At 67.2% G+C, this 23,845-nt stretch carries 21 protein-coding genes; 6 read left to right on the top strand and 15 right to left on the bottom strand.

Annotated elements, in window-relative coordinates:
* Positions 1-42: 42 nt before the first annotated feature.
* A complete protein-coding gene (locus ACSFCA_RS15565) occupies positions 43-264 on the bottom strand; it encodes a DUF1059 domain-containing protein (RefSeq protein ID WP_093179937.1) in 222 nt (73 codons plus the stop codon).
* Between the two features lie 19 nt (positions 265-283).
* Complete coding sequence (locus ACSFCA_RS15560; RefSeq protein ID WP_435460091.1) at positions 284-1,345, bottom strand: class I SAM-dependent methyltransferase; 1,062 nt, start codon at positions 1,343-1,345, stop codon at positions 284-286.
* A gap of 147 nt (positions 1,346-1,492) precedes the next feature.
* Here ACSFCA_RS15560 and ACSFCA_RS15555 point away from each other — a divergent pair, with 147 nt between their 5' ends.
* Positions 1,493-1,966 carry a helix-turn-helix transcriptional regulator gene (locus ACSFCA_RS15555; RefSeq protein WP_435460090.1) on the top strand — a complete coding sequence of 158 codons (474 nt, stop codon included), beginning with the start codon at positions 1,493-1,495 and terminating at the stop codon, positions 1,964-1,966.
* Positions 1,967-1,985: 19 nt separating this feature from the next.
* Here ACSFCA_RS15555 and ACSFCA_RS15550 read toward each other — a convergent pair whose 3' ends face one another.
* Together ACSFCA_RS15550 and ACSFCA_RS15545 are read right to left on the bottom strand one after the other, a co-directional pair.
* Complete coding sequence (locus tag ACSFCA_RS15550) at positions 1,986-3,299, bottom strand: MFS transporter (RefSeq protein ID WP_435460089.1); 1,314 nt, start codon at positions 3,297-3,299, stop codon at positions 1,986-1,988.
* 60 nt (positions 3,300-3,359) lie between these two features.
* Positions 3,360-5,000: a GMC family oxidoreductase gene (locus tag ACSFCA_RS15545; protein WP_435460088.1), complete on the bottom strand. Its 1,641-nt coding sequence runs from the start codon at positions 4,998-5,000 to the stop codon at positions 3,360-3,362.
* 114 nt (positions 5,001-5,114) lie between these two features.
* Here ACSFCA_RS15545 and ACSFCA_RS15540 point away from each other — a divergent pair, with 114 nt between their 5' ends.
* Positions 5,115-5,933 (top strand): IclR family transcriptional regulator, encoded by an 819-nt coding sequence (locus ACSFCA_RS15540; protein ID WP_435460087.1) that lies wholly within the window; start codon positions 5,115-5,117, stop codon positions 5,931-5,933.
* A gap of 16 nt (positions 5,934-5,949) precedes the next feature.
* On the opposite strand, the gene ACSFCA_RS15535 is transcribed toward ACSFCA_RS15540, so the two are convergent.
* Both ACSFCA_RS15535 and ACSFCA_RS15530 read right to left on the bottom strand, forming a co-directional pair.
* A complete protein-coding gene (locus tag ACSFCA_RS15535) occupies positions 5,950-7,005 on the bottom strand; it encodes a DNA methyltransferase (protein WP_435460086.1) in 1,056 nt (351 codons plus the stop codon).
* Positions 6,998-8,182: a hypothetical protein gene (locus ACSFCA_RS15530; protein WP_435460085.1), complete on the bottom strand. Its 1,185-nt coding sequence runs from the start codon at positions 8,180-8,182 to the stop codon at positions 6,998-7,000. The genes ACSFCA_RS15535 and ACSFCA_RS15530 overlap by 8 nt, the downstream gene beginning before the upstream one ends.
* A gap of 103 nt (positions 8,183-8,285) precedes the next feature.
* Between ACSFCA_RS15530 and ACSFCA_RS15525 the strand changes: the two genes are divergently transcribed.
* Positions 8,286-9,512, top strand: coding sequence for a DUF2252 domain-containing protein (locus ACSFCA_RS15525; RefSeq protein WP_435460084.1), 1,227 nt, complete (start codon positions 8,286-8,288; stop codon positions 9,510-9,512).
* Positions 9,513-9,534: 22 nt separating this feature from the next.
* A complete protein-coding gene (locus tag ACSFCA_RS15520; protein WP_435460083.1) occupies positions 9,535-10,302 on the top strand; it encodes a barstar family protein in 768 nt (255 codons plus the stop codon).
* 124 nt (positions 10,303-10,426) lie between these two features.
* Here ACSFCA_RS15520 and ACSFCA_RS15515 read toward each other — a convergent pair whose 3' ends face one another.
* The 8 genes from ACSFCA_RS15515 to ACSFCA_RS15480 form a co-directional block, all read right to left on the bottom strand.
* The gene (locus tag ACSFCA_RS15515) at positions 10,427-11,224 is read right to left on the bottom strand and encodes a sulfite exporter TauE/SafE family protein (RefSeq protein ID WP_435460082.1); all 798 of its coding nucleotides are present in this window, start codon (positions 11,222-11,224) and stop codon (positions 10,427-10,429) included.
* Positions 11,221-12,738, bottom strand: a complete 1,518-nt coding sequence (locus ACSFCA_RS15510; RefSeq protein WP_435460081.1) for an AMP-binding protein — start codon at positions 12,736-12,738, stop codon at positions 11,221-11,223. The genes ACSFCA_RS15515 and ACSFCA_RS15510 overlap by 4 nt, the downstream gene beginning before the upstream one ends.
* A gap of 2 nt (positions 12,739-12,740) precedes the next feature.
* Entirely contained in the window at positions 12,741-14,177 is a 1,437-nt protein-coding gene (sauS, locus tag ACSFCA_RS15505; protein ID WP_435460080.1) for an acylating sulfoacetaldehyde dehydrogenase, read from the bottom strand.
* Between the two features lie 17 nt (positions 14,178-14,194).
* The gene (locus ACSFCA_RS15500) at positions 14,195-15,184 is read right to left on the bottom strand and encodes a tripartite tricarboxylate transporter substrate binding protein (protein WP_435460079.1); all 990 of its coding nucleotides are present in this window, start codon (positions 15,182-15,184) and stop codon (positions 14,195-14,197) included.
* The gene (locus tag ACSFCA_RS15495) at positions 15,181-15,993 is read right to left on the bottom strand and encodes an IclR family transcriptional regulator (RefSeq protein WP_258353732.1); all 813 of its coding nucleotides are present in this window, start codon (positions 15,991-15,993) and stop codon (positions 15,181-15,183) included. The genes ACSFCA_RS15500 and ACSFCA_RS15495 overlap by 4 nt, the downstream gene beginning before the upstream one ends.
* 122 nt (positions 15,994-16,115) lie before the next feature.
* On the bottom strand, positions 16,116-17,852 hold the full coding sequence (locus ACSFCA_RS15490) for a cobaltochelatase CobT-related protein (RefSeq protein ID WP_435460078.1): 1,737 nt from the start codon (positions 17,850-17,852) through the stop codon (positions 16,116-16,118).
* Positions 17,849-18,832, bottom strand: coding sequence for an AAA family ATPase (locus ACSFCA_RS15485; protein ID WP_435460077.1), 984 nt, complete (start codon positions 18,830-18,832; stop codon positions 17,849-17,851). Before ACSFCA_RS15485 ends, ACSFCA_RS15490 begins: the two co-directional genes overlap by 4 nt.
* Before the next feature lie 27 nt (positions 18,833-18,859).
* Complete coding sequence (locus ACSFCA_RS15480) at positions 18,860-19,678, bottom strand: IclR family transcriptional regulator (protein WP_435460076.1); 819 nt, start codon at positions 19,676-19,678, stop codon at positions 18,860-18,862.
* A 172-nt stretch (positions 19,679-19,850) separates the two neighbouring features.
* On the opposite strand from ACSFCA_RS15480, the gene xsc reads away from it, so the two are divergent.
* Entirely contained in the window at positions 19,851-21,674 is a 1,824-nt protein-coding gene (gene xsc, locus ACSFCA_RS15475) for a sulfoacetaldehyde acetyltransferase (protein WP_258353735.1), read from the top strand.
* 8 nt (positions 21,675-21,682) lie between these two features.
* Positions 21,683-22,885, top strand: a complete 1,203-nt coding sequence (locus ACSFCA_RS15470; protein ID WP_435460075.1) for an acetate/propionate family kinase — start codon at positions 21,683-21,685, stop codon at positions 22,883-22,885.
* 7 nt (positions 22,886-22,892) lie between these two features.
* On the opposite strand, the gene ACSFCA_RS15465 is transcribed toward ACSFCA_RS15470, so the two are convergent.
* Positions 22,893-23,837: a LysR family transcriptional regulator gene (locus tag ACSFCA_RS15465; protein WP_435460074.1), complete on the bottom strand. Its 945-nt coding sequence runs from the start codon at positions 23,835-23,837 to the stop codon at positions 22,893-22,895.
* Positions 23,838-23,845: the final 8 nt, after the last annotated feature.

Raw genomic sequence — 23,845 nt, 5'->3', positions numbered from 1 at the left:
CTATCGAAAGCACCCGAAGGTATTCATCCCCGTGCAGGATCGTCAGGCCGGCACCTTCTGTGCGGGCGCCTGCAGCGGCGGCGTGCCGGTCTTGAACAGGCTTGCCAGCTGCGTGCGCAATTCCGGCGTGTCGGCATGGCCGTGGACAGCCACGGCGTGCTGCACGGCAGCATCGAGCAGTTCGCTCTCGGTGTCGGCGGATAGCGCGACGCTGCAGTTCGTCGTGCTCGGATACTCGCGGCAGTCGATGTATTGGCGTGACATGGTGGCTCCTGGAATGTCCTTACGGACGTGCTTCGAAGATCAGGTTGAACGGGGTCTCGCTCGCGCGGCGGAAGTGCGAGAAGCCGCCCTGCGCGGCCACGTCGCGAAGGCGCGCCTCGCCGGCCTGCGCACCCAGGCACAGGCCCACTTCCTGGGAGCGCGAGGCCGGCGTGCAGATGAAGTTCGACGCCGAATAGAAAACCCGCCCCACGGGGTTCATGTTGTCCTGCAGCCGGTCGTTGGCGAAGGGCTCCACGAGCATCCACGTGCCCTGCGGCTTCAGGCTGCCGCGCACGTGCGCCGCCGCGCCGACGGGGTCTCCCATGTCGTGCAGGCAGTCGAAGAACGCAACGAGGTCGTAGTCCTTGCCCGGAAAGTCCTTCGCGCTCGCGACCTCGAAGCGCAGGCGCTTTTCATCGTCGATGCCGGCCTTGCGCGCCGTCTCGCGCGCATGCTCGATCGAAGGCAGGTGATAGTCGAAGCCGACGAAGCTGGACTGGGGATAGGCCTGTGCCATCAGCAGCGTCGACGCGCCATGCCCGCAGCCCACGTCCGCCACGCGCGCGCCGCGATCGAGCTGGGCCGACACGCCTTCGAGCGCCGGGATCCACTGGCTCACCAGGTTGGCTGCATAGCCGGGCCGGAAGAAGCGCTCGGTGCCGTGGAAGAGCGCGGGATCGTGCTCGTGCCACCCGATGCCCAGGCCGGTGCGCATGGCCTGGACCATCTTGGGAATGGCCTTGAACTGCGCCACGGCGATCTGGAAGGCTCCGGGCACGAAGGCCGGGCTGCCTTCCTCGGCGAGCGCGAAGGCCTGTTCCTCGGTCAGCGAGAACATCTCGCCTTTCGGGTCGTACTCCACGTAGCCGCTGGCGGCCTGGGCCGAGAGCCATTCGCGCAGGTAGCGCGGGTCGGTCTCGGTGCGGCGGGCCAGTGCCTCCGAGGTGGTGGGGCCTTCGGCCAGCGCCTTGTACAGGCCGAGCTGGTCGCCGACGACGATGGTTGCCGCGTGCATCACGGCACCGATGTCGTGGACGAAGTTACCCATGAACGCGTTAAGCCGTGTTTCGTCGATGGCCATGTGTATCCCCTTCGCCGGCAAGCGGTTTGCACGGCCCATGCATGCCTATACTGAATTTCGGCAAGGGGCCAGCGAGCATCCTGTGTCTCGATGCGAGCGGGCGCCATACGCAGCAATGCGTATGCATCGTGAAAGGGGCGTGCCGCTATGACGCATCTGACGCGCAACGATCGTGCGAACACGCTTCGCCTGCTGGAGCAGTTGGAGTCCGGGCACTCGCCCGTGCGGCATTACGGTGCCGGCGGCAATGGCTTGCGCGCGATCCACCGCGTCGCGACAAGAAAGGCGCCGGCACTGCGTGAGTTCCGCCGCGCAGCGCTGCAGGCCGACTACTACCGGCGCGCAGGGCTGGAGCACGCGGTGGCGGTAGCCTTCCTGTACCGGCTGGCCTGCGGCGCCGAGGCGCCGTTGCCCGATGCACCGCCTCCCGGCCTCACGCCCCGCGAGGGCGAGGTCATGCATTGGCTTTCAAGCGGCAAGACCGATGCGGAGATCGCCGCCTTGCTGGAGATCAGTCCGCGCACCGTGCACAAGCACCTGGAGCATGTGTACGTGAAGCTGGGCGTCGAGACGCGCACGGCAGCCGTGATGCGCGCGCTCGCCATGGGCAGGGGCCCATAGAGAAGAAAGGCCCTCGCCGTCAGCGCGAGGCCACCGCCACCGGCGCATCTGCCGGCGAGGCAGACCGCCCGATCATCCACGCGCACACCGCCGACACCACGCCCGCGAACAGCACATACAGGCAGATCTGCCACGGATCGCCGCCGCCCGACTTCAGCAGCGCGGTCGCGATGATCGGCGTGATGCCCGAGGCGAAGATGCCCGAGAACTGGTAGACGAAGCTGATGCCCGTGTAGCGCACCTTGGCGTCGAACAGGTCGCAGAACAGCGCCGCCTCCGGCCCGTACACAGATGCATACAGGATGCCGAAGGGCACGATGATCGACAGCCAGATGAGCATCACGTTGCCGCCGCTGTGCGTCATGAGCCAGAAGCCCGGGAACGCCGACACCGCAGTAATGAGCGAACCCCACATGTATACCCGGGGCCGCCCCAGCCGGTCGGACATGCGCCCGAAGAATGGAATGGCAAAGCACATCACCACGGCCGCCGCCATCACGCCCAGCAGCGCCTCGGTGCGGCTGATCTTGATGGTGGTCGTGAGGTAGTTGATGGAGAACACGCCGAAGATGTTGAAGAACACGCCGTCGATGTAGCGCGCGCCCATGCCCTTGAGCACATTGCCGGGGTAGCGCCGGATCATGTCCATGAACGGAATGCGCAGCTCGGCGTTGCGCGCCTTCACGGCCGCGAACTCCGGCGTTTCCTTCACGTGCAGGCGGATGTACATGCCCACCATCACCATCGCGCCGGAGATGAGGAAGGCGATGCGCCAGCCCCAGGCCAGGAACTGCTCGTCGGTGAGCAGCGACGACAGCAGCGCCACCACGCCCGAAGCCAGGCACAGGCCGATGGCCAGCCCGATCTGCGGCAGCGAGGCATAGAAGCCGCGCTTTTCCTTCGGCGCGTATTCGTATGCCATCAGCACCGCGCCGCCCCATTCGCCGCCCAGACCGATGCCCTGCGCCACGCGAAGCAGCAAGAGCAGCAGCGGCGCCGCAATGCCGATCTGCGCATAGGTGGGCACCAGCCCTATGAGGAAGGTAGCCACGCCCATGATCATCAGCGTGATGATGAGCATGCTCTTGCGGCCGATCTTGTCGCCGAAGTGGCCGAAGATCACGCCGCCCAGCGGCCGCGTGACAAAGCCCACCGCGAAGGTCGTGTACGCCAGCAAGGTCGACACCACCGGGTCGCTGCCCGGAAAGTAGAGCTTGTTGAACACGATGCCGGCCACCACGCCGTACAGGAAGAAGTCGTACCACTCGATGGTGGCGCCCACCAGGGCCGAGACCACCACCCTGCGAATCGCTTTCTCGTCGCTTGCGCTCATGTCGTTGTCTCCGATGAGGTTGTCGTGGCGGCCTCTGCGGGCCTTGTGATTTGCAAAAACTCAGTGCGCGGCTGCCGCCGCTCTCGCGTCCTCTCTGATCAGGTCGACGGCCTTCTCGGCCATCATCACGGCGGGTGCGTTGGTGTTGCCCGACACCAGCGTCGGCATCGCCGAACAGTCGATCACGCGCAGCCCCGCCACGCCGTGCACGCGCAGGCGCGCATCGACCACCGCGAGCGCATCGCTGCCCATGCGGCAGGTGCCGGTGGGATGGAAGATGGTGGCGCCGTTGTTGCGGCAGAACTCCAGCAGGTCGGCGTCGCTCGCGGCATCGGGGCCGGGCTTCACTTCGCGCTTCACGTAGGGCCGCATCGCGGGTGAATCGGCGATGGCGCGCGCGGCCTTCACGCCGGCCACGGTGGTCGCGCGGTCGAGCTCGGTGGCGAGGTAGTTCGGCTGCATCTCCGGCGGCTCGGCCGCGTCGAGCGAGCGAATGCGCACGTGGCCGCGCGACTCGGGCCGCAACTGGCACACCGACATCGTGAAGCCCGAATACGGATGCACCTTGCCGCCCGCCATGTCGGCCGAGAGTGTGGCCACGTGGAACTGGATGTCGGGCGTGGCCGCCACCGGCTTGCCGTTTGCATCCTTCAGCGCGCGCATGAAGCAGCCGCCCTGGTTGATGCCCACCGCCAGCGGGCCGGTGCGGTGCAGCAGCCATTCCAGCCCCATGCCCATCTGGCCGAACCAGGAGTTGAGCTGGTCGTTGGTGGTGATGGGCTTGGTGCACTCGTAGCCCAGGCGGATCTGCAGATGGTCTTGCAGGTTCTCGCCGACGCCGGCAAGTTCGTGCACCACCGGAATGCCGAAGCGGTCGAGCAGCGCACGCGGCCCGATGCCCGAGAGCTGCAGCAGTTGCGGCGACTGGATCGAGCCAGCCGACAGCAGCACTTCGGCGCGGCAGCGTGCGGTCTTCAACTCGCCGCCTTGCCGGTACGTGACGCCGACGGCACGCCGGCCTTCGAACACCAGTTTCTGCACCATCGCTTCGGTCTCGATGCGCAGGTTGGGCCGGCGCTTCACGGCCGGCGTCAGGTAGGCCTTGGCCGTGCTGCAGCGCCAGCCCCTGTGCGTGGTCAGCTGGTAGTAGCCCGCGCCTTCCTGCGCGGCGCCGTTGAAGTCGTCGGTGCGCGGCACGCCTGTCTGCCCGGCGCCGTCGATGAAGGCCTCGATCAGCTCGTGCTTCGCGGCGATGTCCGAAACCCTCAGCGGGCCGTTGCCGCCGTGGAAGGCATCGCCGCCGCGCTGGTTGCCCTCTGATTTGATGAAGTAGGGCAGCACGTCGTCGTAGCCCCAGCCGGCGTTGCCCAGCGCGGCCCAGTGGTCGTAGTCCTCGCGCTGGCCGCGGATGTAGATCAGGCCGTTGATTGCGCTCGATCCGCCCAGCGTCTTGCCGCGCGGCCAGTAGATGCGCCGGCCGTTCATGTTCGGGTCGGGGTCGGTCTCGAAGCGCCAGTTGTAGGTGGGGCTCCACATCGTCTTGCCGTAGCCGATGGGCAGGTGGATCCACAGCGAGCGGTCGGCGGGCCCTGCTTCGAGCAGCAGCACGCGCGTGGCCGGGTCTTCGCTCAGCCGGCCAGCCAGCACGCAGCCGGCCGAGCCGGCGCCGACGACGATGTAGTCGAACTCTTCTTCAGGCATGAAGGGGTCCTGTAGGGGCCTGTGGGGTCCGGGAGTGGAACAATCGCTTCGCTCGGCCGCATCCTAGGCTATTGATTTTCGGAACGCAATGTTCCATTTTTAAGGTTTACCCGCATGCCTCGTCCCGCGCGCACGCCTGCCGCAGTGATCTCAGCAGTGATTTCTCCAGAGGAGGCGGAGTCCGCCTCCGCCTCCGGCTCGTCGGCCGAGCGCAGCCTTCGCTTGCTGGCGCTGCTGGCCAACGAAGGCCGCGCGCTCACGCTCGCCGAGCTGGCCGCACAGCTCGGCCTGCCCAAGGGCACGGCGCACCGCATCTGCACCCAGCTGCTGGCCACCGGCTTCCTGGCGCGCGACGTGGATGAGCGCTCCTTCAGCGTCGGCCCCGCGCTACGCAAGCTCGCCTTCGACACGCTGAACCACGGCGTGGTGCGCGGGCTGCGGCACGAGGTGCTGTCGGAACTGGTGCGCCAGGTGGGCGAAACCTGCAACCTCACCACGCTCGACGGCGCGCAGGTGCTCTACCTCGACCGCGTCGAAGCGCAATGGCCGCTGCGGCTGACGCTCGACGTCGGCTCGCACGTGCCGCTGCACTGCACGGCCAGCGGCAAGCTGTTTCTCGCGCAGATGCCGAAGAAGGAACGCGACGCGCTCATCGACAAGCTGCCGCTGGAGCGCATGACGGCCAACACCATCACCAAGGCTGCTGCGCTGCGCACCGAGTGCGAGGCGATTGCCAAGGGCGGCTACTCGTGCGACCGCGAAGAGTTCATCGCCGGGCTGGTGGCCGTGGCCGTGCCGGTGCGCGATGCGGCGGGCGCGGTGCGCGCCGCGCTGGCGGTGCATGCGCCGACGGCGCGCATGTCGATGGACGATGCAGTGAAGCGCATCGATGCGCTGAAGGTGGCGGCGGCGAAGATGAGCGGGCTGCTCTGAGCTTGCCGGCCTGCTCTTACCCTTCGTAGCTGATGTCCAGCCTCACCATGGCGCCGTCGCTGTCGATTCTTTCCGCGCGGAAGTAATAGCGCCCGCGGTAGCTCTCGAAATGCAGGGGAAGGGCGACGGGTTCGTCCCAGCTTGTCAGCGCGAAGCCCTGGTTGCGCAGTTCATGCAACAGCGCATCCAGGCGCTGCGGATCGGGGTCGACGCGAATGTCGGCATCGGCCGGCGGTGTGCCTTGTGGGTCGCGCAGCCATCGCGCGAAGCTGCCGATCAGGGTGAAGACATGGCCCTGTGCGCGCAGGGCATCGAGCAGCTGCGCCGTGCCCTGCAGGTCGATGTGCGCGCGCTGCTTGCGAAACACCAGCGCGTATTCGTGGCGGCGATCCGTGCGCGCTGCGAAAGCTTCGCTGTCGGCGCTCGCTTTCTCCTCATGCGGATATATCAGCACGCGCTCTTCCTCCATGGTGAAGAGCGCACCGAGGATGCGTGCGAGATCGAAAGCCAAGGGTAGAACGCGGTCGCCGAGGCGAATGTTCTGCACCATCGCAATGCAATGGCCGCCTTCGCGCAAGCGCGTGCGAACGGTGTGAAACACGTTGCGCAGGCCCTCCAGGTGCTGCGCATAGCTGTGGCTGTCGTAGAGCTGCGAAGCCGCAGGGGCGCCCGGCCACTGGCATCCGAAGTAGGGCACGTTGGTAAGGCAAAGCTCGAAGGGCTGCAGCGCGTCGGTCTCGAGCGCATCGCATGAGCCGTGCAGCAGGGTGACGTCGTTGCTGCCGATGCCGTGGCGCGCCAGCCGTTCGCCTATGAGCTGGATGCGGTCCGCATCGACTTCGCAGCCGGCCGCCAGCCGGTCTTCCAGGCGCGCCGCAAGCAAGGTCGTGCCAAAGCCCGCGAAGGGGTCGAAGACCGTGTCGCCGCGCTGCGAGAACTGGCGCACGAACGGCGTCATCTGCTCGACCCACCCGCAGTCGCGTGCGCCCAGCGGGTCACGCGCACGAAGGTCGTCGGGCAGGCGGTGGAGCGGCGACTCGTGGTCGAGCATCAGCCAGCTATGACTAGGCATCGGCATGCACCTGCACTGAACGCGTGTCGAGCAGCACGTCGCGCCCGGGCTCCCAGCCGGCGCACAGCCGTCCATCGGGAAAGTAGACCAGCTTGTAGATGTCTTCGGTCGCGTGGCGCGCGTGCATGGCGCCGTAGTCGGAACTCTCGAAGATCACGGACAGGCCATTCGCGGTGCGCAGGCGCAGGTTCCAGAAGTAGTAGCCCTCGGTCAGGCTCTCGACCGTCCATCCGCGCGAGACGGCGGCGTCGTCGAGGCAGGCCGTCAGCAGTGCGTCCATAGGCACCCGTTGGGCGTGCAGATAGCGCGCCGTGGCGTTGTCCCGGTAGCTGCCGTCGAGCCGGGAGAACTCCCGGAAGACGACGGTGCCGGCGCCGCAGTGCTGCTGCGCCCACGAGAGGTAGGCCGAGACGTCCTGCGGCCGTGCGACGCCGCTGCGCTGAAGAATGCACACCAGGCGTAACGGCATCGCATCTGCCAGTTGCCGCGCGGTGCGTTCGAACACCGCCAGATCGCTGATTTCCAGCCCGGGCCTGAAACGCATGATGGCCTGGTTGGTTGCACCTTCATGGTGATGGCGGGACAGTTCTAGCCAGCTCAATCCGAAGTCCTGCAGCGCACGCGTCAGGGTGGCACCGCCCGCCTTGGCAAAGCCGGCGCCGTTGGTGTACAGCACGCGGTCTTCGACGAGCGGGCCGTCGCTTGCTTCACTGGCGGCCAGCGTGTCGAGCAGCTGCAGCATCCAGCCGGCGTCGTCGCTGGTCTCCAGGCCCGAGAGCGACCACGAGAGCGGCACGCCGCGCAAGGCCCGCAGCGCACGGGCAAGGCCATCGAAGTACGTGCCGTTAGGCCGCAGCCGAGAGGCCGGCACACCGCCATCGGTCTTGCGAAGATTTTCCGAGCAGAAGCCGCAGCGCGCCGAGCAGGGCTGAACGGCTGCGTACGGCGTAAAGGTCAGAGGCTGCGCAAGGCGCCGCCGGACACCGCCAATGGTGTGCGAGTGCCAGCGTGCCGCCTGCCGTGGGTCGGGCGCACGCAGGTTGACCTGCGCGGCGGCGGCGCGCAGGCGCTCGAAGAACGGAGAGCTTGCGCTGCGTGGCAGATCGGCGACGGCCACGCTGCCCATGGGGACGGTGGGGGAGCGCGTGGCGCTGTCGGAAGGCGTTGCGGAAGGCATGTCGGGCAAAGGAGCCAGGAGTCGATGCACCCGCAACGATACGACACCGCGCCGCGCGCGTTGAACGAGAATCTGCCGCTCACCAACCGGGAGAAGCAACGCCATGGCGAATGTCGTCAAAACCATCCGCAACTTCAACGCCGGCCGCGACCCCGAGCGCCTGGCGATGAAGTACGAGAAGCTGCGCTCCAGTCCGTTCGTCTTCCTGCGCGGCACCTGCCACCTGTTCTACGACCGCCTGCCGGCCGATGCGCTGTTTGCCAGCAAGGCGCCAGTGGCCTGGCTTTGCGGCGATGCCCATCTGGAGAACTTCGGCAGCTACAAGGGCGACAACCGGCTCGCGTACTTCGATCTCAACGACTTCGACGAAGCGGCACTCGCGCCGGTAACGTGGGAGCTGGTGCGATTCCTCACGAGCATCCTGGTGGCCGGCGACAGCCTGCGTGCCTCGCGCGACGATGCGAATGCGCTGTGCAAGGTGTTTCTTGAAGGCTATGCCGGCGCATTGGCGCTCGGCAAGGCCCGCTGGGTGGAGCGCGACACAGCCAGTGGCCTGATCCACGAGTTGCTCGCGAAGCTCAAGGTCCGGACCCGGCCTGAGTTTCTGAACAAGCGCACCAAACGGGAGGACGGTCGCCGAAGCATCCTGCGCGACGGAGAGCATGCGTTGCCAGTCGACAAGGTCGGGCGCGAACGGGCGGAAAATCTGATCGGCGCATTCGCGGCGACGCAGGGCAACCCCGACTTCTTCAAGGTGCTCGACGTGGCGCGGCGTATCGCCGGCACCGGCAGCCTGGGCGTGGAGCGCTATGTTGTCCTCGTCAAAGGCAAGGGATCGCCCGACGGCAACTACCTGCTCGACCTGAAGCAGGCGCCCGTGTCGTCGCTCGTGCCGCACCTGAAGAAGATCAAGCAGCCCGTGTGGCCGTCGAATGCGCACCGCGTCGTGGGACTGCAGCGCCGCATGCAGGCCGTGTCGATGGCCTTCCTGCACCCGATCGTCGACGGCAAGTCTTCCTACGTGCTGCGCGACCTGCAGCCCAGCGAAGACCGGGTGACCCTCGACGTGCGCCACACCGGGCTCGACCAAGTCGGCGGCGTGATCGGGGAGATGGGGCAGATGATGGCCTGGGCGCACCTGCGCAGTTCGGGGCGCCAGGGCTCGGCGATTGCAGATGCGCTGGTCGACTTCGGCGCTTCGGCGAAGTCGTGGCGGCGCGATCTGCTGGACGCAGCGCACCGGTGCGCCGCGCAGGTCGAGAGCGACTGGGAGGTCTACTGCGAGGCTTATGACGCGGGGGCGATGGTGCCTGCGAAGGCGAAGCCCTAGCCGTGCTACTCCTATGAACTCAATGACTGACAACGCGCCCAAGCCCTCAAAGCCTCTGCCTGAAAAGAAATACTGCTTGCGGAGCGAGTCGAATGGCGACGACATCGTCCTATTCTTTGATTCGGTCGAGGGGCTGCCCGACGGGTGTGTCGAAAAAGAAGGCACCGAGACCGAAGACTTGCTCCTTGTCATCGAAGGCATGGAGGCGCCGAAAAACTGCCCGGCGTTGAGAGAGGGGGCTGTCTACACGATCTGCAGAGTCATCGGTGATATCGAGGTGGACGTCGCGGGAATCCATTGCAAGCAACTGCTGCATCGCGCGGGAACGCGTCACCATTGGCTCATCTCGGTTGGCTGGGCCCGCATGCCGCTTGCTCTTATCCTGGATGCTTGGCTGGGCGGCGTTCCCGTCGGGTGGCGTGCGCTGAATCCGTTGTACAGGCCCTCGTGGATCGAGGCCTGCATGAAGTTGGCTGCATCTCGAAACTGGCGGCAGGTACTGGTAACAGAGCGTGTGGTGCTGAGCGTGGTAGGGCTGCAAGCAATAGAAGACTTTTATTGCCATCTGGGGGAAGCGCTCTTTGGTGATTGGGGTTATGCGGGTAACAGCAACCTCGATGCCTTCGAGGAAGTGCTGAGAGCCAACCAACCCGAGCGCATCCTGTTCTGTATTTCGAACGAGGCTGGGTTTGACGCGTTCCTTGCGCGAACTACGGGCAGACCAGACTACGCCACTGTCTTCAAGCAGATCGTCACCGAGGCGGGAGCTCGCCTGAGCACGGCGTGCTAGAGCCAGAGGGTTTGCAGCAAGGCCGTTGAGACCAGGCGTGACCGGGACTTAGCGGCACCGGACGGCTGACGACGCATATACCCGTGCGGCACCTGAGCATTTCCGCGCCCGTGAGGGGGCTGGCTCACCCGACCAGGCTGACCACCGCACGCACCACACTCACCGCCGCCAGCGCAATCAGCAAGTTCAGCACATGCCTCCTGAACTGCTCCGGCGACACGCCCTTGAAGGAGCGCTGCCCGTACCAGATGCCCGCGAGCATCGCCGGCGCGAGCCACAGCGCCCACTTGAGCGTGTCCGGCCCCAGCAGGTTGCCGGACGCATGGGTTGAAGAAGGCATCAGCGCCGCGCAGATCAGCGACACCACGTCGCTGAACAGCAGCAGCGCAATCAGCGTGGCGCGCAGCGCGGCCGGTGCCATCTTCGCGGTGCTGAGCAGCACGGCGATAGCGATGCCTCCGATGGCCGCCACGCCGTTGATGAAGCCAGAGGCCAGCCCGGCCGCGAGCCGCACACCGCGCGTGGGCACCAGCGTGACGTGCGCGCCGCCCCGCAGCAGCAGCGCGGCCGCCATCAGCAGCGCGCCGATCAACAGGCGCAGTGGTGTCTCAGGCAGCCATGCAAGCAGCGCCACGCCGATGGGAATGCAGATCAGGTTGCCCAGCATCAGCCAGCTGAGCCATGGCATGTCGACGTCGCGCGCGATGCCGCGCAGCTGGCTCAGGCTTGCCAGGATTTCGAGCATGAAGATCGCGGGCACGACCAGCGCGGGCGACACCACCAGCGACATGCCCGCCACGGTGATGGCCGAGAAGCCGAAGCCCGCGAAGCCGCGCACGATGCCCGCCGCGAACACCACGCACAAGCTGTAGACCAGCGTTACCGGCGCCAGCGGCGGCACCAGCAGTTCAGCCGCCGTCATGCCTCGAACAGCGGCAACAGCTTCAGGCGCTGCACCTTTCCGGAAGGGCCGCGTGGCAGGTCTTGCACGAAGCGGTAGTGGCCGGGCGTCTTGTAGCGGCCGAGCGCGGTGGCACTGAACTCGCGCAGCTCGTCTTCGGTGCAGGCGCAGCCTTCGCGCAGCACGATGCACACGCCGATCTCCTGTCCGTAGTGGCGGTCGGGCACACCCACGGCTGCGGCTTCGAGTACGGCGGGGTGCCGCAGCAGGGCTTCGTCGATTTCGCGCGGCGCGATGTTCTCGCCGCCCTTGATGATCAGCTCCTTGATGCGGCCGGTGACGAAGAAGAAGCCGTCTTCGTCGCGGTGGCCGAGGTCGCCGGTGCGCAGCCAGCCGTCGGGCGTGAAGCTCGCGCGGGTGGCTTCCTCGTTCTTGTAGTAGCCGAGCATCACGTTGGGCCCGCGGATCACGATCTCGCCGGTCACGCCGGTGGGCACGGCTGCGAGCCGGTCATCGACCACGCCGGCCATGCAGCCTGACGCGCGCCCCACCGAGCCGAGCTTGCGAGCGGCCGGGTCCATGGGGTTGGAGAACGAAGGCGCCGCCGTCTCGGTGAGGCCCATGGTCTCGACGATGCCGATGCCGAACATCCGCTCGAAGGCACGCAGGTGCTCGGGCGGCAGCGCAGCCGAGGCCGAGCGACAGAAGCGGATGGCCAGCGTCTGTGCAAGCGGTGGCTTCGGGCCTTCGAGCAGGTACGAGATCATGGTGGGCACCACGTTGATCCAGCTGCACTGCGTTTGCGTGGCCTGTTCCCAGAAGCGGCCGGCCGAGAACTTCGGCGGCATCGCAAGGCTGCCGCCATGCGCGAGCGGCGCGAGCATGGTCACGGCGAAGGCGTTGATGTGATACAGCGGCAGCACAGCGAGCACACGGTCGGAGGGCCGCAGCGCATGCTCGACGCTGATGGCGTGCGCGTTGGCCGCGAGGTTGCGCTGCGTGAGCATCACGCCCTTGGGCATGCCCGTGGTGCCGGATGTGTACATCAACAGCGCGACGGCATCGGGCGAGGGCGGCGGTGTGTCGACGGCCGGTTCTTCCTCGTCGAGCAATGCATCGCCTTCGGGGTCGACCACGACCAGTGTCACGGGTCGGTCGAAGCCTTCAACGATGCCGCGCACGCGCTCTTCCCACTCGGGCGCAACGCAGACCACGCGGCAGTCGGAGTGCGAGAGCACATAGCGTATCTGCTCCGGCTGCGACAGCAGGTTGACGGGGTTCACGCAGAAGCCACCATGCATCGCGCCCAGCAGCAGGCGCAAGGTCTGCAGGCCGTTGGGCATGACGACGGACACGGTGTCGCCCGGCTGCATGCCATGGCCACGCAGCACGGCCGCCACGCGGCGGCAACCGGTCGCGAGGTCGCCGTAGTCCAGGTGGCGTTCGGTTTCGGTGGCGCGCGCATACACCGCGTGCGGCTGCTGCCGCGCCTGTTGCTCGATCAGCGCATGAACCGTTGTTGCAGCCGCTGTCATGCTTACTGCGCGCCGTGCGCGGCGAAGAAGGCGCCGAAGATTTCTTCCTCGCTCGGCACCTTCTCCGGAATCGGCCGCGACACGCGCGTGATGTTCAGGTAGTGGCGGTAGTTCATGTTGTCCGAGAAGTTGTTCTTGCCCCAGGTGCCGCAACCCATCGACAGCGAGAACGGCAGGCCGTTGTCGAAGCTGCCGCCGGTGGCGATGCAGTGCGCCTGGTCGACGATCACGCGCGACACCGGCAGCGTGAGGCCCAGCGTGAGCGCGCGTTCGGGCACTGTGCTGTGCAGGCCCACCGAATGGCCGGCGCCTTCGTATGCGTAGATGCGCTCGACGGTGGCCATGGCATGCGCGAAGTCGCGCGCCGCATACACCGCGAGTACCGGGCTCAGCTTCTCGCCGGAGAACGGATGGTCGTGGCCCACGCCATCTTCGGCCACCATGAGGATGCGCGGATCGGCATCGGCAATTGCCAGCCAGGCGGCGCGGTTGGCGCCGTCGATAGCCGCCGCGCGCTCGGCGATGGTGCGTGCCGACTGGCCGATGACGGCGGGCGACAGCTTGCCTTCGGGCCACATCAGCGCCTGCAGCGTGGCCTTCTGCGCGTCGGCGAGCATGACGGCACCGCGATCCTTCAGCGCAGCGAGCGTCTGCGCGCGCACCGCATCGACGATGACGAGGCTGTTTTCCGACGAGCAACTGGTCGCGTTGTCGAAGGTCTTCGAACGCACGATGCGGTCGGCAGCGGCCGCGATGTCCGCCGTTTCGTCGACGATGCCCGCCACGTTGCCAGCGCCCACGCCGAAGGCCGGCGTGCCGCTCGCATAGGCCGCGCGCACGTTGGCCTGCGAGCCGGTGGCCACCACCAGGTCGCACAGGCGCATCAGCTCGGCGGTCGATTGCTTGTTGACCGGCGAGGGCAGCAGCTGCACCAGGTCGCGCGGCGCGCCGATGCGATCGAACTGCTGGTGGATGAATTCGATGAGCCGCGCAGCCGTGGACCAGCCCTTGGGCGAGGGCGCGACGATGACCGCGTTGCGCCCCTTGAGCGCATTGATGATCTTGTTGGCCGGCGTGGCGCCCGGGTTGGTCGAAGGCGTGACGGCGCACACCACGCCCACGGGCCGCGCAATTTCGACGATGCCGCGCGCCGGGTCTTCGGCAATCACGCCGACCGAGCGCGCGCCATGCAGGTCGCGCAGCAGGCCGAAGGTCTTGCGGTGGTTCTTGCGCACCTTGTCCTCGACGTTGCCCACGCCGGTGTCGGCCACGGCCAGTTCGGCCAGCTCGCGGTTACGCGCCGGCTCGATGATGGCCCAGCCGGCCGCGACCACGGCGGTGTCGACCTGCGCTTGCGACCAGGTTTCGTAGATGCGCTGCGCGGCGCGGGCGCGCGCCACGAGTTCGGCGATGGGGGAGGAGGGGGCTGCGTTTTCCATGGGGTTGTCCGTGTCGATCAGTCGACTTTGATGCTGGCTTCCTTGGCGAGCTTTTGCCAGCGCACGAGTTCGGTGGTGACGACCTTGCCGAGTTGCTCGGGCGTACCGCCGACGCCTTCGCTGCCTTGTGCGAGCAGCTTGTCGCGGATGTCCGGTTCCTTCACCACGGTGTTGATCACGCGGTTGAGCTTGTCGATGGCAGGCTGCGGCGTCTTCGCGGGCACGAACACGGCGTACCACGAGTCCACGTCGAAGTCGGGCACACCGGCTTCCTGCATCGTCGGCACGTCGGGGAAGGCCGCGCTGCGCTTGGTGGTGGACACCGCGAGCGCCTTGAGCTTGCCTGCCTTCACGAACTGCGCGGCCGCCGGAATCGACACCCACAGCAGCGGCACCTGCCCGCCCATCACGTCGGTTACGGCAGGGCCGCCGCCACGGTAGGGGATATGCGTCATGTGCGTGCCGGTGCGCAGCTTCAGCAGCTCGCCCGCCAGGTGCCCGGGCGAGCCGTTGCCCACAGAGGCGAAGGCGATGCTGTCGGGCTTGGCCTTGGCCAGCGCAATGAGTTCGGCCACGGTGTTGGGCGCGAACTGCGTGTTGGCCACCAGAATCTGCGGCAGCGAGGCGACCATTCCGACCGGCGCGAAGTCTTTCGCGGTGTCAAAGCTCAGCTTGGCGTAGATGGCCGGGTTGATGGTGTGCGACGACAGCGTGAACAGCACCGTGTAGCCGTCGGGCGCCGACTTGGCAACCACCTCGGTGCCGATGGAGCCGGCCGCGCCGCCGCGGTTGTCGATCAGCACCGGCTGGCCCAGCAGCGTTTGAAAGCGCTCCTGCACGATGCGCGCGATCACGTCGGTGCCGCCGCCGGGCGGGTAGGGCACGATCAGGCGGATCGGCTTCGTCGGGTAGTCGCTGCCGTTCTGCGCCTGCGCGGCGAAGGGCGACGACAGGGCGGCCAGAGCCAGCAGGCCGGCGCGTAGCCAGGGGGCGAAGAACAAACTCATTCGGATCTCCTTCTCTTTGTGATGGGCGTCGGCGGCAACGGGGCGGCCGGTGCGGCGTTCAGGCGATAGCCCAGCGTGACGCTGGCGTCGCGCGCGCAGGCCATCAGGTGGTCGGCCAGCCCGCGCGCCTGTGTGCGCGCAAAGCGGATCGAGGGCACGCTCATGCCGACGGCCGCCACGGCCTCGCCGCGCGCATTGAGCACGGGCACGCCGAGGCCGCAGACGCCGATGCGCCATTCCTCGCGGTTCTCGGCATAGCCGCGGGCGCGCGAGCGTTCCAGTTCGGAGAAGAGAGCGTCGAAGTCGGTGATGCTGTTCTTTGTGTGTGCCACCAGCGTGCCCAGGCGCTCTTGCAGCGCCGGCACGTCGAGCGCGGCCGCCGCGAGCAGCGCCTTGCCCGAAGCCACGCAGTACGCCGCCGCCCGGCCGCCGATGCGCGAGTAGGCAGCCACGGGCAGTGGGCTGTCGAACTTGTCGAGGTAGACGATCTCGGCGTCGTCCAGCACCGCGAGGTGGATGGTTTCGCCCGTGGCCTGCGCCAGCAGCGCGAGGTGGGGTCGCAGCAGCGCGCCGATGTCCGATGCGTCGGACACCATGGCCCCCAGCTCGAACAGCCGCAGGCTTGGCCGGTAGGCGCTTGTGTCTGGGTCTTGCACGGCCCAGCCGCATTCGACCAGCGTCTGCAGCGTGCGGTGCGCGTTGCTGCGCGCCATGCCGAAGGCCTGGGCCAGTTCGGTGACGCGGCAGTCGCGCTGCTGGCGCACCATCCATTCGATGGCGGCGAGGCCCTTGGCAAGCGTGGAGTCCATGAGGCTTTCTGTGGCACATCCGATGTTCCAAATATTGGAACTGCGTTCTCGGATGTGAAACGCAATGTAAGAACCCCGGGTGCCCTTTGTCAATCGGGGACTTGGATGTAGTTCTAAACGCCTCAGCGGCGGTGGCGTCCGGCCATGAGCTCGATCACCTCGCGAAAGATGGTGTTGCCGCTGGAGGTGGCCAGGTCGAGCACGTGGCTGCGGCTGTAGTAGGGGCTCAGGTCGAGGCCCACGCCGATGCCGGCAATGGCGATGTCGCCGCGCTGCTCCTGGCGTGCGACCACGTCGCGCAGGTGGTGGTCGAGGTAGTGCGCGTCGTTGGCCAGATGCGTGGCGCTGTCCATCGGCGAGCCGTCGGAGATCACGAGCAGCAGCTTGCGCCCCTCGCTGCGCTGGCGCAGCCGCATGCAGGCCCAGTCGATGGCTTCGCCTTCGATGCCTTCGCGGAACAGGTCGGCTTTCAGCAGAGCCGCCATTGCGGGACGCGCGCGCCGCCATGGCGTGGCCGCAGCCTTGAAGACGAGGTGGCAGCGCTCGTTGAGCCGGCCCGGATGCGGCGGCCGGCCGGCGCGCACCCATTCGCGCTGCGGGCGTCCGCCGTTCCACGCGCCGGTGGTGAAGCCCAGCACCTCGCTGGTCACGCCGGCCTGTTCGAGCGCACGCGCGAACACGTCGGCCATCATCGCGACCGATTCGGCATGCTCCTTCATCGAGCCCGAACAGTCGATGAGAAAGGTGACGATGCAATCGGCCACGGGCTCCATGCGCTCGGTGCGGAACAGGCGGCGCTCGGTGGGCGAGGCCACGAGCTGCGCGAGGCGGCGGCCATCGATCAGGCCTTCTTCCTGGGTGCCGTCCCAGCCATCGCGCTCGGGCTCGGCCAGCAGGGCGCGCAACTCACGCGCGAGGCGAGCGATGTTCACGCCCTGCGCGGCGATGCGGCGGTCGAGCTTTTCGCGGTGGTCGGCGAGCACTTCCTTGCGTGCGAGCGTGGCGGCGTCGTGCTCGCGGTCGTAGGCGTTGGAGAAGACGCGATACGCGCCGCCCGCATCGTCGAGCACCGCACTGCGGCCCGACTCGGCGGTGGTGAAGCGCTCGACGATCTCCTGGTCCATGTCGGCCACGAGGCTGAACACGCTGCGCTTGTCGTCCACATGCGGGTCGCGCGCGGCGCTGCTGCCTTCTTCATCGGCTTCGTGCAGCATCGCGGCGACGGTGCGCGCGATGGCGCAGGCGTGCACGGCGTAGGCGGCCTGGTCGGCACGGTCCTTGCGCAAGCCTGCCAGCGCGTGGCCTATCAAGGGCGCCAATGCGAAGCGCGTGGCTTCGAGCATGTCTTCTGTTTCTTCCACCACCTGCTGGCCGCTGACGCGGGCGCGGCAGATCTGCGCCACGGCGTACAGCAACAGGCCGCGCGCGGTATCGGTCAGGCCCGAGTGATGGAAGGCGAGCGACCACTGTTCGTGGCGGTGCCGTAGGTTGTGGCGCATGCCGGCCATGACTTCGGGCGCCATTGCTTCGACGCGGAACTGCTCGAGCATTTCGAACAGCATGCGTTCGACTGGCTCTTCAGGGCGCAGGCTTTCGTGCAGCGCGGCGTCCGATTCGGTGAGCCGCAGCGCGAGCCCGTCGGCCACGCCACGGAACGAAGCGAAGTCGTCGGTGTCGGGCGAGGGATGCAGATGCGGCGCAAACCACGGCAGCGCCATGCGGCCACGATGCAACCGCCGACCACGAAAGTGCAGGTCGCGCTCTCCGCTGAAGGCGCGCACCACGCCCGCACAAAGCTCCGCGACCTGTTCTTCTTGCCGCACGCGGCGCTGCATCGCGCTCGCGGGTTCGGCACTCATTCGCGCGGGCCTGCGGAGAGCTGGTGCGACTCCTTCAGTTCGCGGTCGAAGCAGCGCTGGAAGTATTCGGCGACCAGGGGGCGCTCGGCGTCGTCGCATTTGTTGACGAAGGACAGGCGAAACGCCAGCGCCGGATCCTTGAAGATCTCGATGTTCTCGGCCCAGGTGATCACGGTGCGGGGTGACATCAGTGTCGACAGGTCACCCGCCGCGAAGCCCTTGCGCGTGAGGTCGGCCACGGCCACCATCGACGCGACCAGCTTGGTGCCGGCCTCGTCGGCCAACGATGGCACGCGCGCCTGCACGATGGCGATCTCTTCGGCCGCAGGCAGGTAGTTGAGCGAGGCCACGATGTTCCAGCGGTCGATCTGCGCATGGTTGAGCCGCTGCGCGCCGTGGTACAGGCCGTTGAGGTTGCCCAGCCCCACCGTGTTGGCGGTGGCGAACAGGCGAAAGAAGGGGTGCGGCCGCAGCACCTTGTTCTGGTCCATCAGCGTGAACTTGCCGTCGCGCTCCAGGATGCGCTGGATGACGAACATCACGTCGGGCCGTCCCGCGTCGTACTCGTCGAAGACCAGCGCCACGGGCCGCTGCAGCGACCACGGCACGATGCCTTCCTGAAACTCGGTGACCTGCTTTCCTTCGCGCAGCACCACCGCATCTTTGCCGACGAGGTCGAGCCGGCTGATGTGGCCGTCGAGGTTGAGTCGCACGCAGGGCCAGTTCAGCCGCGCCGCCACCTGCTCGATGTGCGTCGACTTGCCGGTGCCGTGCAGGCCCTGCACCATCACGCGCCGGTCACGTGTGAAGCCCGCGAGGATGGCGAGCGTCACGTCGGGGTTGAAGCGGTAGACCGCGTCGACCTCGGGTACGTGGTCGTCGCGTTCGCTGAAGGCGGGCACCTGCAGGTCGGTGTCGATGCCGAACACATCGCGCACGCTGAGCATCCTGTCGGGTCGAAGGTCGGCGGTATCGGTCATGGCGGCTTTCGGGGAATGTGGGGTTCTTCAGGCCTGCGCGCGATCGGAGGCTGCGTCGGCATCGATGCGGCTCAGCGCCTGTGCGGCGCGTTGAAGTGCGGGCAGCAGCGTCTTCGCCTTGGCGGCGTCGAGCCGCATCACTGGCGCCTGCACCGCGATGCACAGGTTGGAAGGCGCGTCGTCGCCCGAAGGCACCAGCGTGGCGATGCATAGCAGGCCCGGCAGGAACTCTTCATGGTCGATGGCGTAGCCGTCCTTGCGCACGCGCTGTACTTCCTTCTCCAGCGCCTCGGGGTCGGTCAGCGTTCTGGGTGTGTACGGTTCGAGCGGCGCGTTCGATAGCAGCCGGCGGCGCTGCGCCGCGCTCATCTGCGACAAGAAGATCTTGCCGCTGGCCGAGCAGTGCACCGGCACGCGCGAACCCGAGTGCAGGTAGAAGCGCAACGGCGCGGCGGTTTCCACGCGGTCGAGGTACACGACCTCGCTGCCCGAAAGGGCCGTGAGGTTGCAGCTCTCGCCGATCTCTTCCACCAGCTGGCGCAGCACCGTATGGCGCGCACCGTGCAGGCTGTCGTTGAGCAGCAGGTTTTCGGCAAGTCGCCGCAGCCGTGTGCCGATGCCGTAGTGGCGGCCATCGCCTTCGCGCTGCAGCAGTCCTGCGCCTTCGAGCTGCTGGAGCATGCGGTGCAGCGTGGGCTTGGGCAGGCCGGTTTCTTCCACCAGGCCCTGCAGCGAGTAGCGCTGGTCTTTCGCGGCCATGGCTTCGAGCAGCGCGAACAGGCGCATGGTGGGCGTGTCGCCCGCCGGCTCCTGCGCTTCCGGTGAGAGGCCTTTGACGATCTTCATGGGGCCGGATCATATTCTTTTTACGAAAAACAAGACAATACGTTCCGATTTTTGTAAATTATTTGACGACGCGGCGATGCCGACCTATATTCCGCCGGAATGAAATCCGGAACGAGAAGTTCCGACTTTTGACTCGCAACCACTGCCCACTTTCCTTCAGGAGACGCCTTCCATGAGCCAGAAGCAACCCGCAGCACCCACACGCGAAGCCGTCACCGGCGTGCAGAAGATGACGCCCTCCGAGGCCTTCGTCGAGACCATGGTCGCCAACGGCGTGACCGACATCTTCGGCATCATGGGCTCGGCCTTCATGGACGCGATGGACATCTTCGCGCCCGCCGGCATCCGCCTGATTCCGGTGGTGCATGAGCAGGGCGGCGCCCATATGGCCGACGGCTATGCGCGCGTGTCGGGCCGCCATGGCCTCGTGATCGGCCAGAACGGCCCCGGCATCAGCAATTGCGTGACGGCCATCGCGGCCGCCTACTGGGCACACAGCCCGGTCGTGATGATCACGCCCGAGACCGGCACCATGGGCATGGGCCTCGGCGGTTTCCAGGAGGCCAACCAGCTGCCGATGTTCCAGGAGTTCACCAAGTACCAGGGCCACGTGAACAACCCCAAGCGCATGGCCGAGTACACGGCGCGCTGCTTCGACCGTGCCATCTCAGAGATGGGCCCGACGCAGCTGAACATTCCGCGCGACTACTTCTATGGTGAGATCACCACCGAGATCCCGAAGCCGATGCGCGTGGAGCGCGGCGCGGGCGGCGAGAACAGCCTGAATGCCGCCGTCGAGCTGCTGGCTTCGGCGAAGTTTCCGGTGATTCTCTCGGGCGGCGGCGTGGTCATGGGCGATGCGGTGGAAGAGTGCAAGGCACTCGCCGAGCGCCTCGGCGCGCCGGTGGCCAACGGCTACCTGCGCAACGACTCCTTCCCCGCGAGCCACCCGCTGGCAGCGGGCCCGTTGGGCTACCAAGGCTCCAAGGCCGCGATGAAGCTCATCGCGCAGGCCGACGTGGTGCTCGCACTCGGCTCGCGCATGGGCCCCTTCGGCACACTGCCGCAGCACGGCATGGACTACTGGCCGAAGGACGCGAAGATCATCCAGGTAGAAGCCGATCACACCAACCTCGGCCTCGTGAAGAAGATCACCGTGGGCATCCACGGCGACGCCAAGGCCACGGCGAAGGAACTGCTCAAGCGCCTGCAAGGTAAGACGCTGGCCTGCGACGCCACCAAGGCCGATCGCGCCGCGAAGATCAAGGCCGAGAAAGCCGCATGGGAAAAAGAGCTCGACGAGTGGACCCACGAGCGCGACCAGTTCAGCCTCGATGCCATCGAGGAAGCCAAGGGCGAGAAGACACCCACCGGCGGCAGCTACCTGCACCCGCGCCAGGTACTGCGCGAACTCGAAAAAGCCATGCCGCCGCGCGTGATGGTCTCCACCGACATCGGCAACATCAACGCCATTGCCAACAGCTACCTGCGCTTCGAGGAGCCGCGCAGCTTCTTCGCGCCGATGAGCTTCGGCAACTGCGGCTACTCGCTGCCGACCATGATCGGCGCCAAGTGCGCGGCGCCTGATCGCCCGGCCGTGGCCTATGCCGGTGACGGTGCCTGGGGCATGAGCATGGTGGAAATCATGACGGCCGTGCGGCACGACATTCCGGTGACGGCCGTGGTCTTCCACAACCGGCAGTGGGGTGCGGAGAAGAAGAACCAGGTCGACTTCTACAATCGCCGCTTCGTGGCCGGCGAACTCGAAAGCGAAAGCTTCGCGGGCATCGCCAAGGCCATGGGCGCCGAGGGCATCGTGGTCGACAAGCTCGAAGACGTGGGCCCGGCGCTGAAGAAGGCCATCGACATGCAGATGAACGAAGGCAAGACCTGCGTGATAGAGATCATGTGCACGCGCGAGCTGGGAGACCCCTTCCGCCGCGACGCGCTGTCGAAGCCGGTGCGCTTCCTCGACAAGTACAAGGACTACGTCTGAGCCATTCCATGACCGACTCGCTGCTGACGCTGAACGCGGGGTCGTCGTCGATCAAGGTTGCATTGTTCGATGCGACTGGTGACGGCGATGCATCGTTGCCCGCAGCGCGTTGGTCGGGGCAGGCGGATGGGCTTGGCGCGGGCCTGAAAGCTCGGCTGCGTGTGCGCGATGCCCACGGGCAGACGCTGCACGATGCGGCGCTCGATGGCGCGCAGGCTTCGCATCAAGGCGCGCTGGCGGCCTTGCTCGAATGGCATGCGCAGCAGGCCGATGGCCGGCGCATCGCGGTGGTCGGGCATCGCATCGTGCATGGCGGCGCGGACTTCGTGGCGCCGGTGCGTGTCGATGCTTCGGTGCTCGATGCGCTCGCCAAGCTCGAGCCACTGGCGCCGTTGCACCAGCCGCACAACCTTGCGGGCGTGCGCGCTGCAATGGCGGCGTTCGAAGGCGTACCGCAGGTCGCGTGCTTCGACACGGCCTTTCATGCGGTGCAGCCAGAGGTCAACCGCCGCTTCGCGTTGCCGCGCGCGCTGCATGACGCCGGCGTGCGGCGCTACGGCTTTCACGGCCTTTCCTATGAATCGATCGTCGCGCAGTTCGCGGGCATCGCGCCCGAGCTGGCACAGCGGCGCGTGATCGTCGCGCACCTGGGCAATGGTGCGTCGATGTGCGGCATTGCACAGGGCCGATCGGTCGCGACGACCATGACTTTCTCGCCGCTCGACGGGTTGACGATGGGCACGCGCTGCGGCCACATCGATGCGGCCGTCGTGCTGTACCTGATGCGTTCGCACGGCATGTCGGCCGACCGGGTCGAGGCGCTGCTGTTCCGCGAATCGGGCCTGCTCGGCATCTCGGGCGTGTCGAGCGACATGCGTGCACTGGAGGCTTCTGCCGAGCCTGCCGCGGCCGAGGCCATCGGGCACTTCGCTGAGCAGGTGGTGCAGCACATGGGCAGCCTCGCGGCTGCGCTGCGCGGTGTCGATGCCATCGTGTTCACCGGCGGCATCGGCGAGAACGCGGCCCCGCTGCGTGAACGCATCCTCGAAGACTGCGAATGGCTGGGTGTGAATGTCGACGCGGCAGCCAACCGCAGCGGAGCCGCGCGGCTCACCACCGCCGAGAGCCCTGTCAGCGCGTGGGTGCTGCGCACTGACGAAGAGGCGGTCATTGCGCGCCACACGGCGAACGTGCTGCGCGCTGCTGGCTGAGGGCTTCCTAGCGCGCCGATGAAGCGCGTGGCACGCTGGCGCCGCAGTGGCGCAGGAAGTCCGCGGTTGCGCGGCCCAGCAGCTTGTCGCGGTGCATCACCGTTGCCAGCCGCCGCATGCCCGCCGGCAACCGCGTACGCAGCTCGATCAGGTGGCCGTCTTCCAGCGCCTGCGCCACCGTGTAGCGAGAGAGGCAGGCCAGCCCGGTGCCCGAGGCCACCACGCGCTTGATTGCTTCGGTGCTGCCCAGCTCGAAGCCCACGCGCACCTGCTCGAGGTTCTGGATCAGCCATGCGTCTGTTACCTGCCGCGTGCCCGAGCCGTGCTCGCGCAGCACCCACGTGGCTTGCGAGAGCTGCTTGTGCGTGGCGATGCGGCCCGCCAGCGCGTGGCCAGGCGCGGCGACGATCACCAGCTCGTCTTCGCGCCAGGCGCGCACCACGAGGTCGGGGTGCGTCTGCGGGCCTTCGATGAAGCCAACGTCCACGTCGAAGCCCGCGACCGCCTCGATCACGTCGTGCGTATTCGCGATGTGCAGGTGCACTTGGCTCTGCGGATGCAGGTGCGTCCATTGCGACACCTTCTCGGGCAGCAGGTACTCGCCGATGGTGAAGCTGGCCGCCACGCGCAGCGGCGCCGCATGCTCGCCGCTGAACAGCGCCTCGACCTCGCCCGCCTGATCGAGCAGCGCCTGCGCCTTGGGCAACAGCGCGCGGCCGTTCTCGTTGAGCACCAGCCGGCGTCCGAGCCGGTCGAAGAGCAAAACGCCCACGGAGGACTCCAGGTCGGCCAGCGCGCTGCTCGCGGCCGATTGCGAACGCGCGATGCGGTCGGCGGCGGCGCGGGTGCTGCCTTCTCGCGCGGTGGCGACGAACACTTCAAGCTGCCGCAGGTTGAGGCGCAGGCGCTGGCTTGGGGCCGGGCTCTGGAGCTGATCTGTTTTTCCGGTCATGGTGAGCG

It is taken from the genome of Variovorax multivorans (assembly GCF_051216835.1).
Lineage (GTDB): Bacteria > Pseudomonadota > Gammaproteobacteria > Burkholderiales > Burkholderiaceae_C > Variovorax.
Note: the sequence above shows the minus strand (reverse complement) of the source record. Positions and strands in the feature narration are given on the sequence as shown.

Excerpts from the sequence above, each read along its gene's own strand:
- ACSFCA_RS15565 (WP_093179937.1), bottom strand. The coding sequence starts at position 264 with ATGTCACGCCAATACATCGACTGCCGCGAGTATCCGAGCACGACGAAC.
- ACSFCA_RS15560 (WP_435460091.1), bottom strand. The coding sequence starts at position 1,345 with ATGGCCATCGACGAAACACGGCTTAACGCGTTCATGGGTAACTTCGTC.
- ACSFCA_RS15555 (WP_435460090.1), top strand. The coding sequence starts at position 1,493 with ATGACGCATCTGACGCGCAACGATCGTGCGAACACGCTTCGCCTGCTG.
- ACSFCA_RS15550 (WP_435460089.1), bottom strand. The coding sequence starts at position 3,299 with ATGAGCGCAAGCGACGAGAAAGCGATTCGCAGGGTGGTGGTCTCGGCC.
- ACSFCA_RS15545 (WP_435460088.1), bottom strand. The coding sequence starts at position 5,000 with ATGCCTGAAGAAGAGTTCGACTACATCGTCGTCGGCGCCGGCTCGGCC.
- ACSFCA_RS15540 (WP_435460087.1), top strand. The coding sequence starts at position 5,115 with ATGCCTCGTCCCGCGCGCACGCCTGCCGCAGTGATCTCAGCAGTGATT.
- ACSFCA_RS15535 (WP_435460086.1), bottom strand. The coding sequence starts at position 7,005 with ATGCCTAGTCATAGCTGGCTGATGCTCGACCACGAGTCGCCGCTCCAC.
- ACSFCA_RS15530 (WP_435460085.1), bottom strand. The coding sequence starts at position 8,182 with ATGCCTTCCGCAACGCCTTCCGACAGCGCCACGCGCTCCCCCACCGTC.
- ACSFCA_RS15525 (WP_435460084.1), top strand. The coding sequence starts at position 8,286 with ATGGCGAATGTCGTCAAAACCATCCGCAACTTCAACGCCGGCCGCGAC.
- ACSFCA_RS15520 (WP_435460083.1), top strand. The coding sequence starts at position 9,535 with ATGACTGACAACGCGCCCAAGCCCTCAAAGCCTCTGCCTGAAAAGAAA.
- ACSFCA_RS15515 (WP_435460082.1), bottom strand. The coding sequence starts at position 11,224 with ATGACGGCGGCTGAACTGCTGGTGCCGCCGCTGGCGCCGGTAACGCTG.
- ACSFCA_RS15510 (WP_435460081.1), bottom strand. The coding sequence starts at position 12,738 with ATGACAGCGGCTGCAACAACGGTTCATGCGCTGATCGAGCAACAGGCG.
- sauS (WP_435460080.1), bottom strand. The coding sequence starts at position 14,177 with ATGGAAAACGCAGCCCCCTCCTCCCCCATCGCCGAACTCGTGGCGCGC.
- ACSFCA_RS15500 (WP_435460079.1), bottom strand. The coding sequence starts at position 15,184 with ATGAGTTTGTTCTTCGCCCCCTGGCTACGCGCCGGCCTGCTGGCTCTG.
- ACSFCA_RS15495 (WP_258353732.1), bottom strand. The coding sequence starts at position 15,993 with ATGGACTCCACGCTTGCCAAGGGCCTCGCCGCCATCGAATGGATGGTG.
- ACSFCA_RS15490 (WP_435460078.1), bottom strand. The coding sequence starts at position 17,852 with ATGAGTGCCGAACCCGCGAGCGCGATGCAGCGCCGCGTGCGGCAAGAA.
- ACSFCA_RS15485 (WP_435460077.1), bottom strand. The coding sequence starts at position 18,832 with ATGACCGATACCGCCGACCTTCGACCCGACAGGATGCTCAGCGTGCGC.
- ACSFCA_RS15480 (WP_435460076.1), bottom strand. The coding sequence starts at position 19,678 with ATGAAGATCGTCAAAGGCCTCTCACCGGAAGCGCAGGAGCCGGCGGGC.
- xsc (WP_258353735.1), top strand. The coding sequence starts at position 19,851 with ATGAGCCAGAAGCAACCCGCAGCACCCACACGCGAAGCCGTCACCGGC.
- ACSFCA_RS15470 (WP_435460075.1), top strand. The coding sequence starts at position 21,683 with ATGACCGACTCGCTGCTGACGCTGAACGCGGGGTCGTCGTCGATCAAG.
- ACSFCA_RS15465 (WP_435460074.1), bottom strand. The coding sequence starts at position 23,837 with ATGACCGGAAAAACAGATCAGCTCCAGAGCCCGGCCCCAAGCCAGCGC.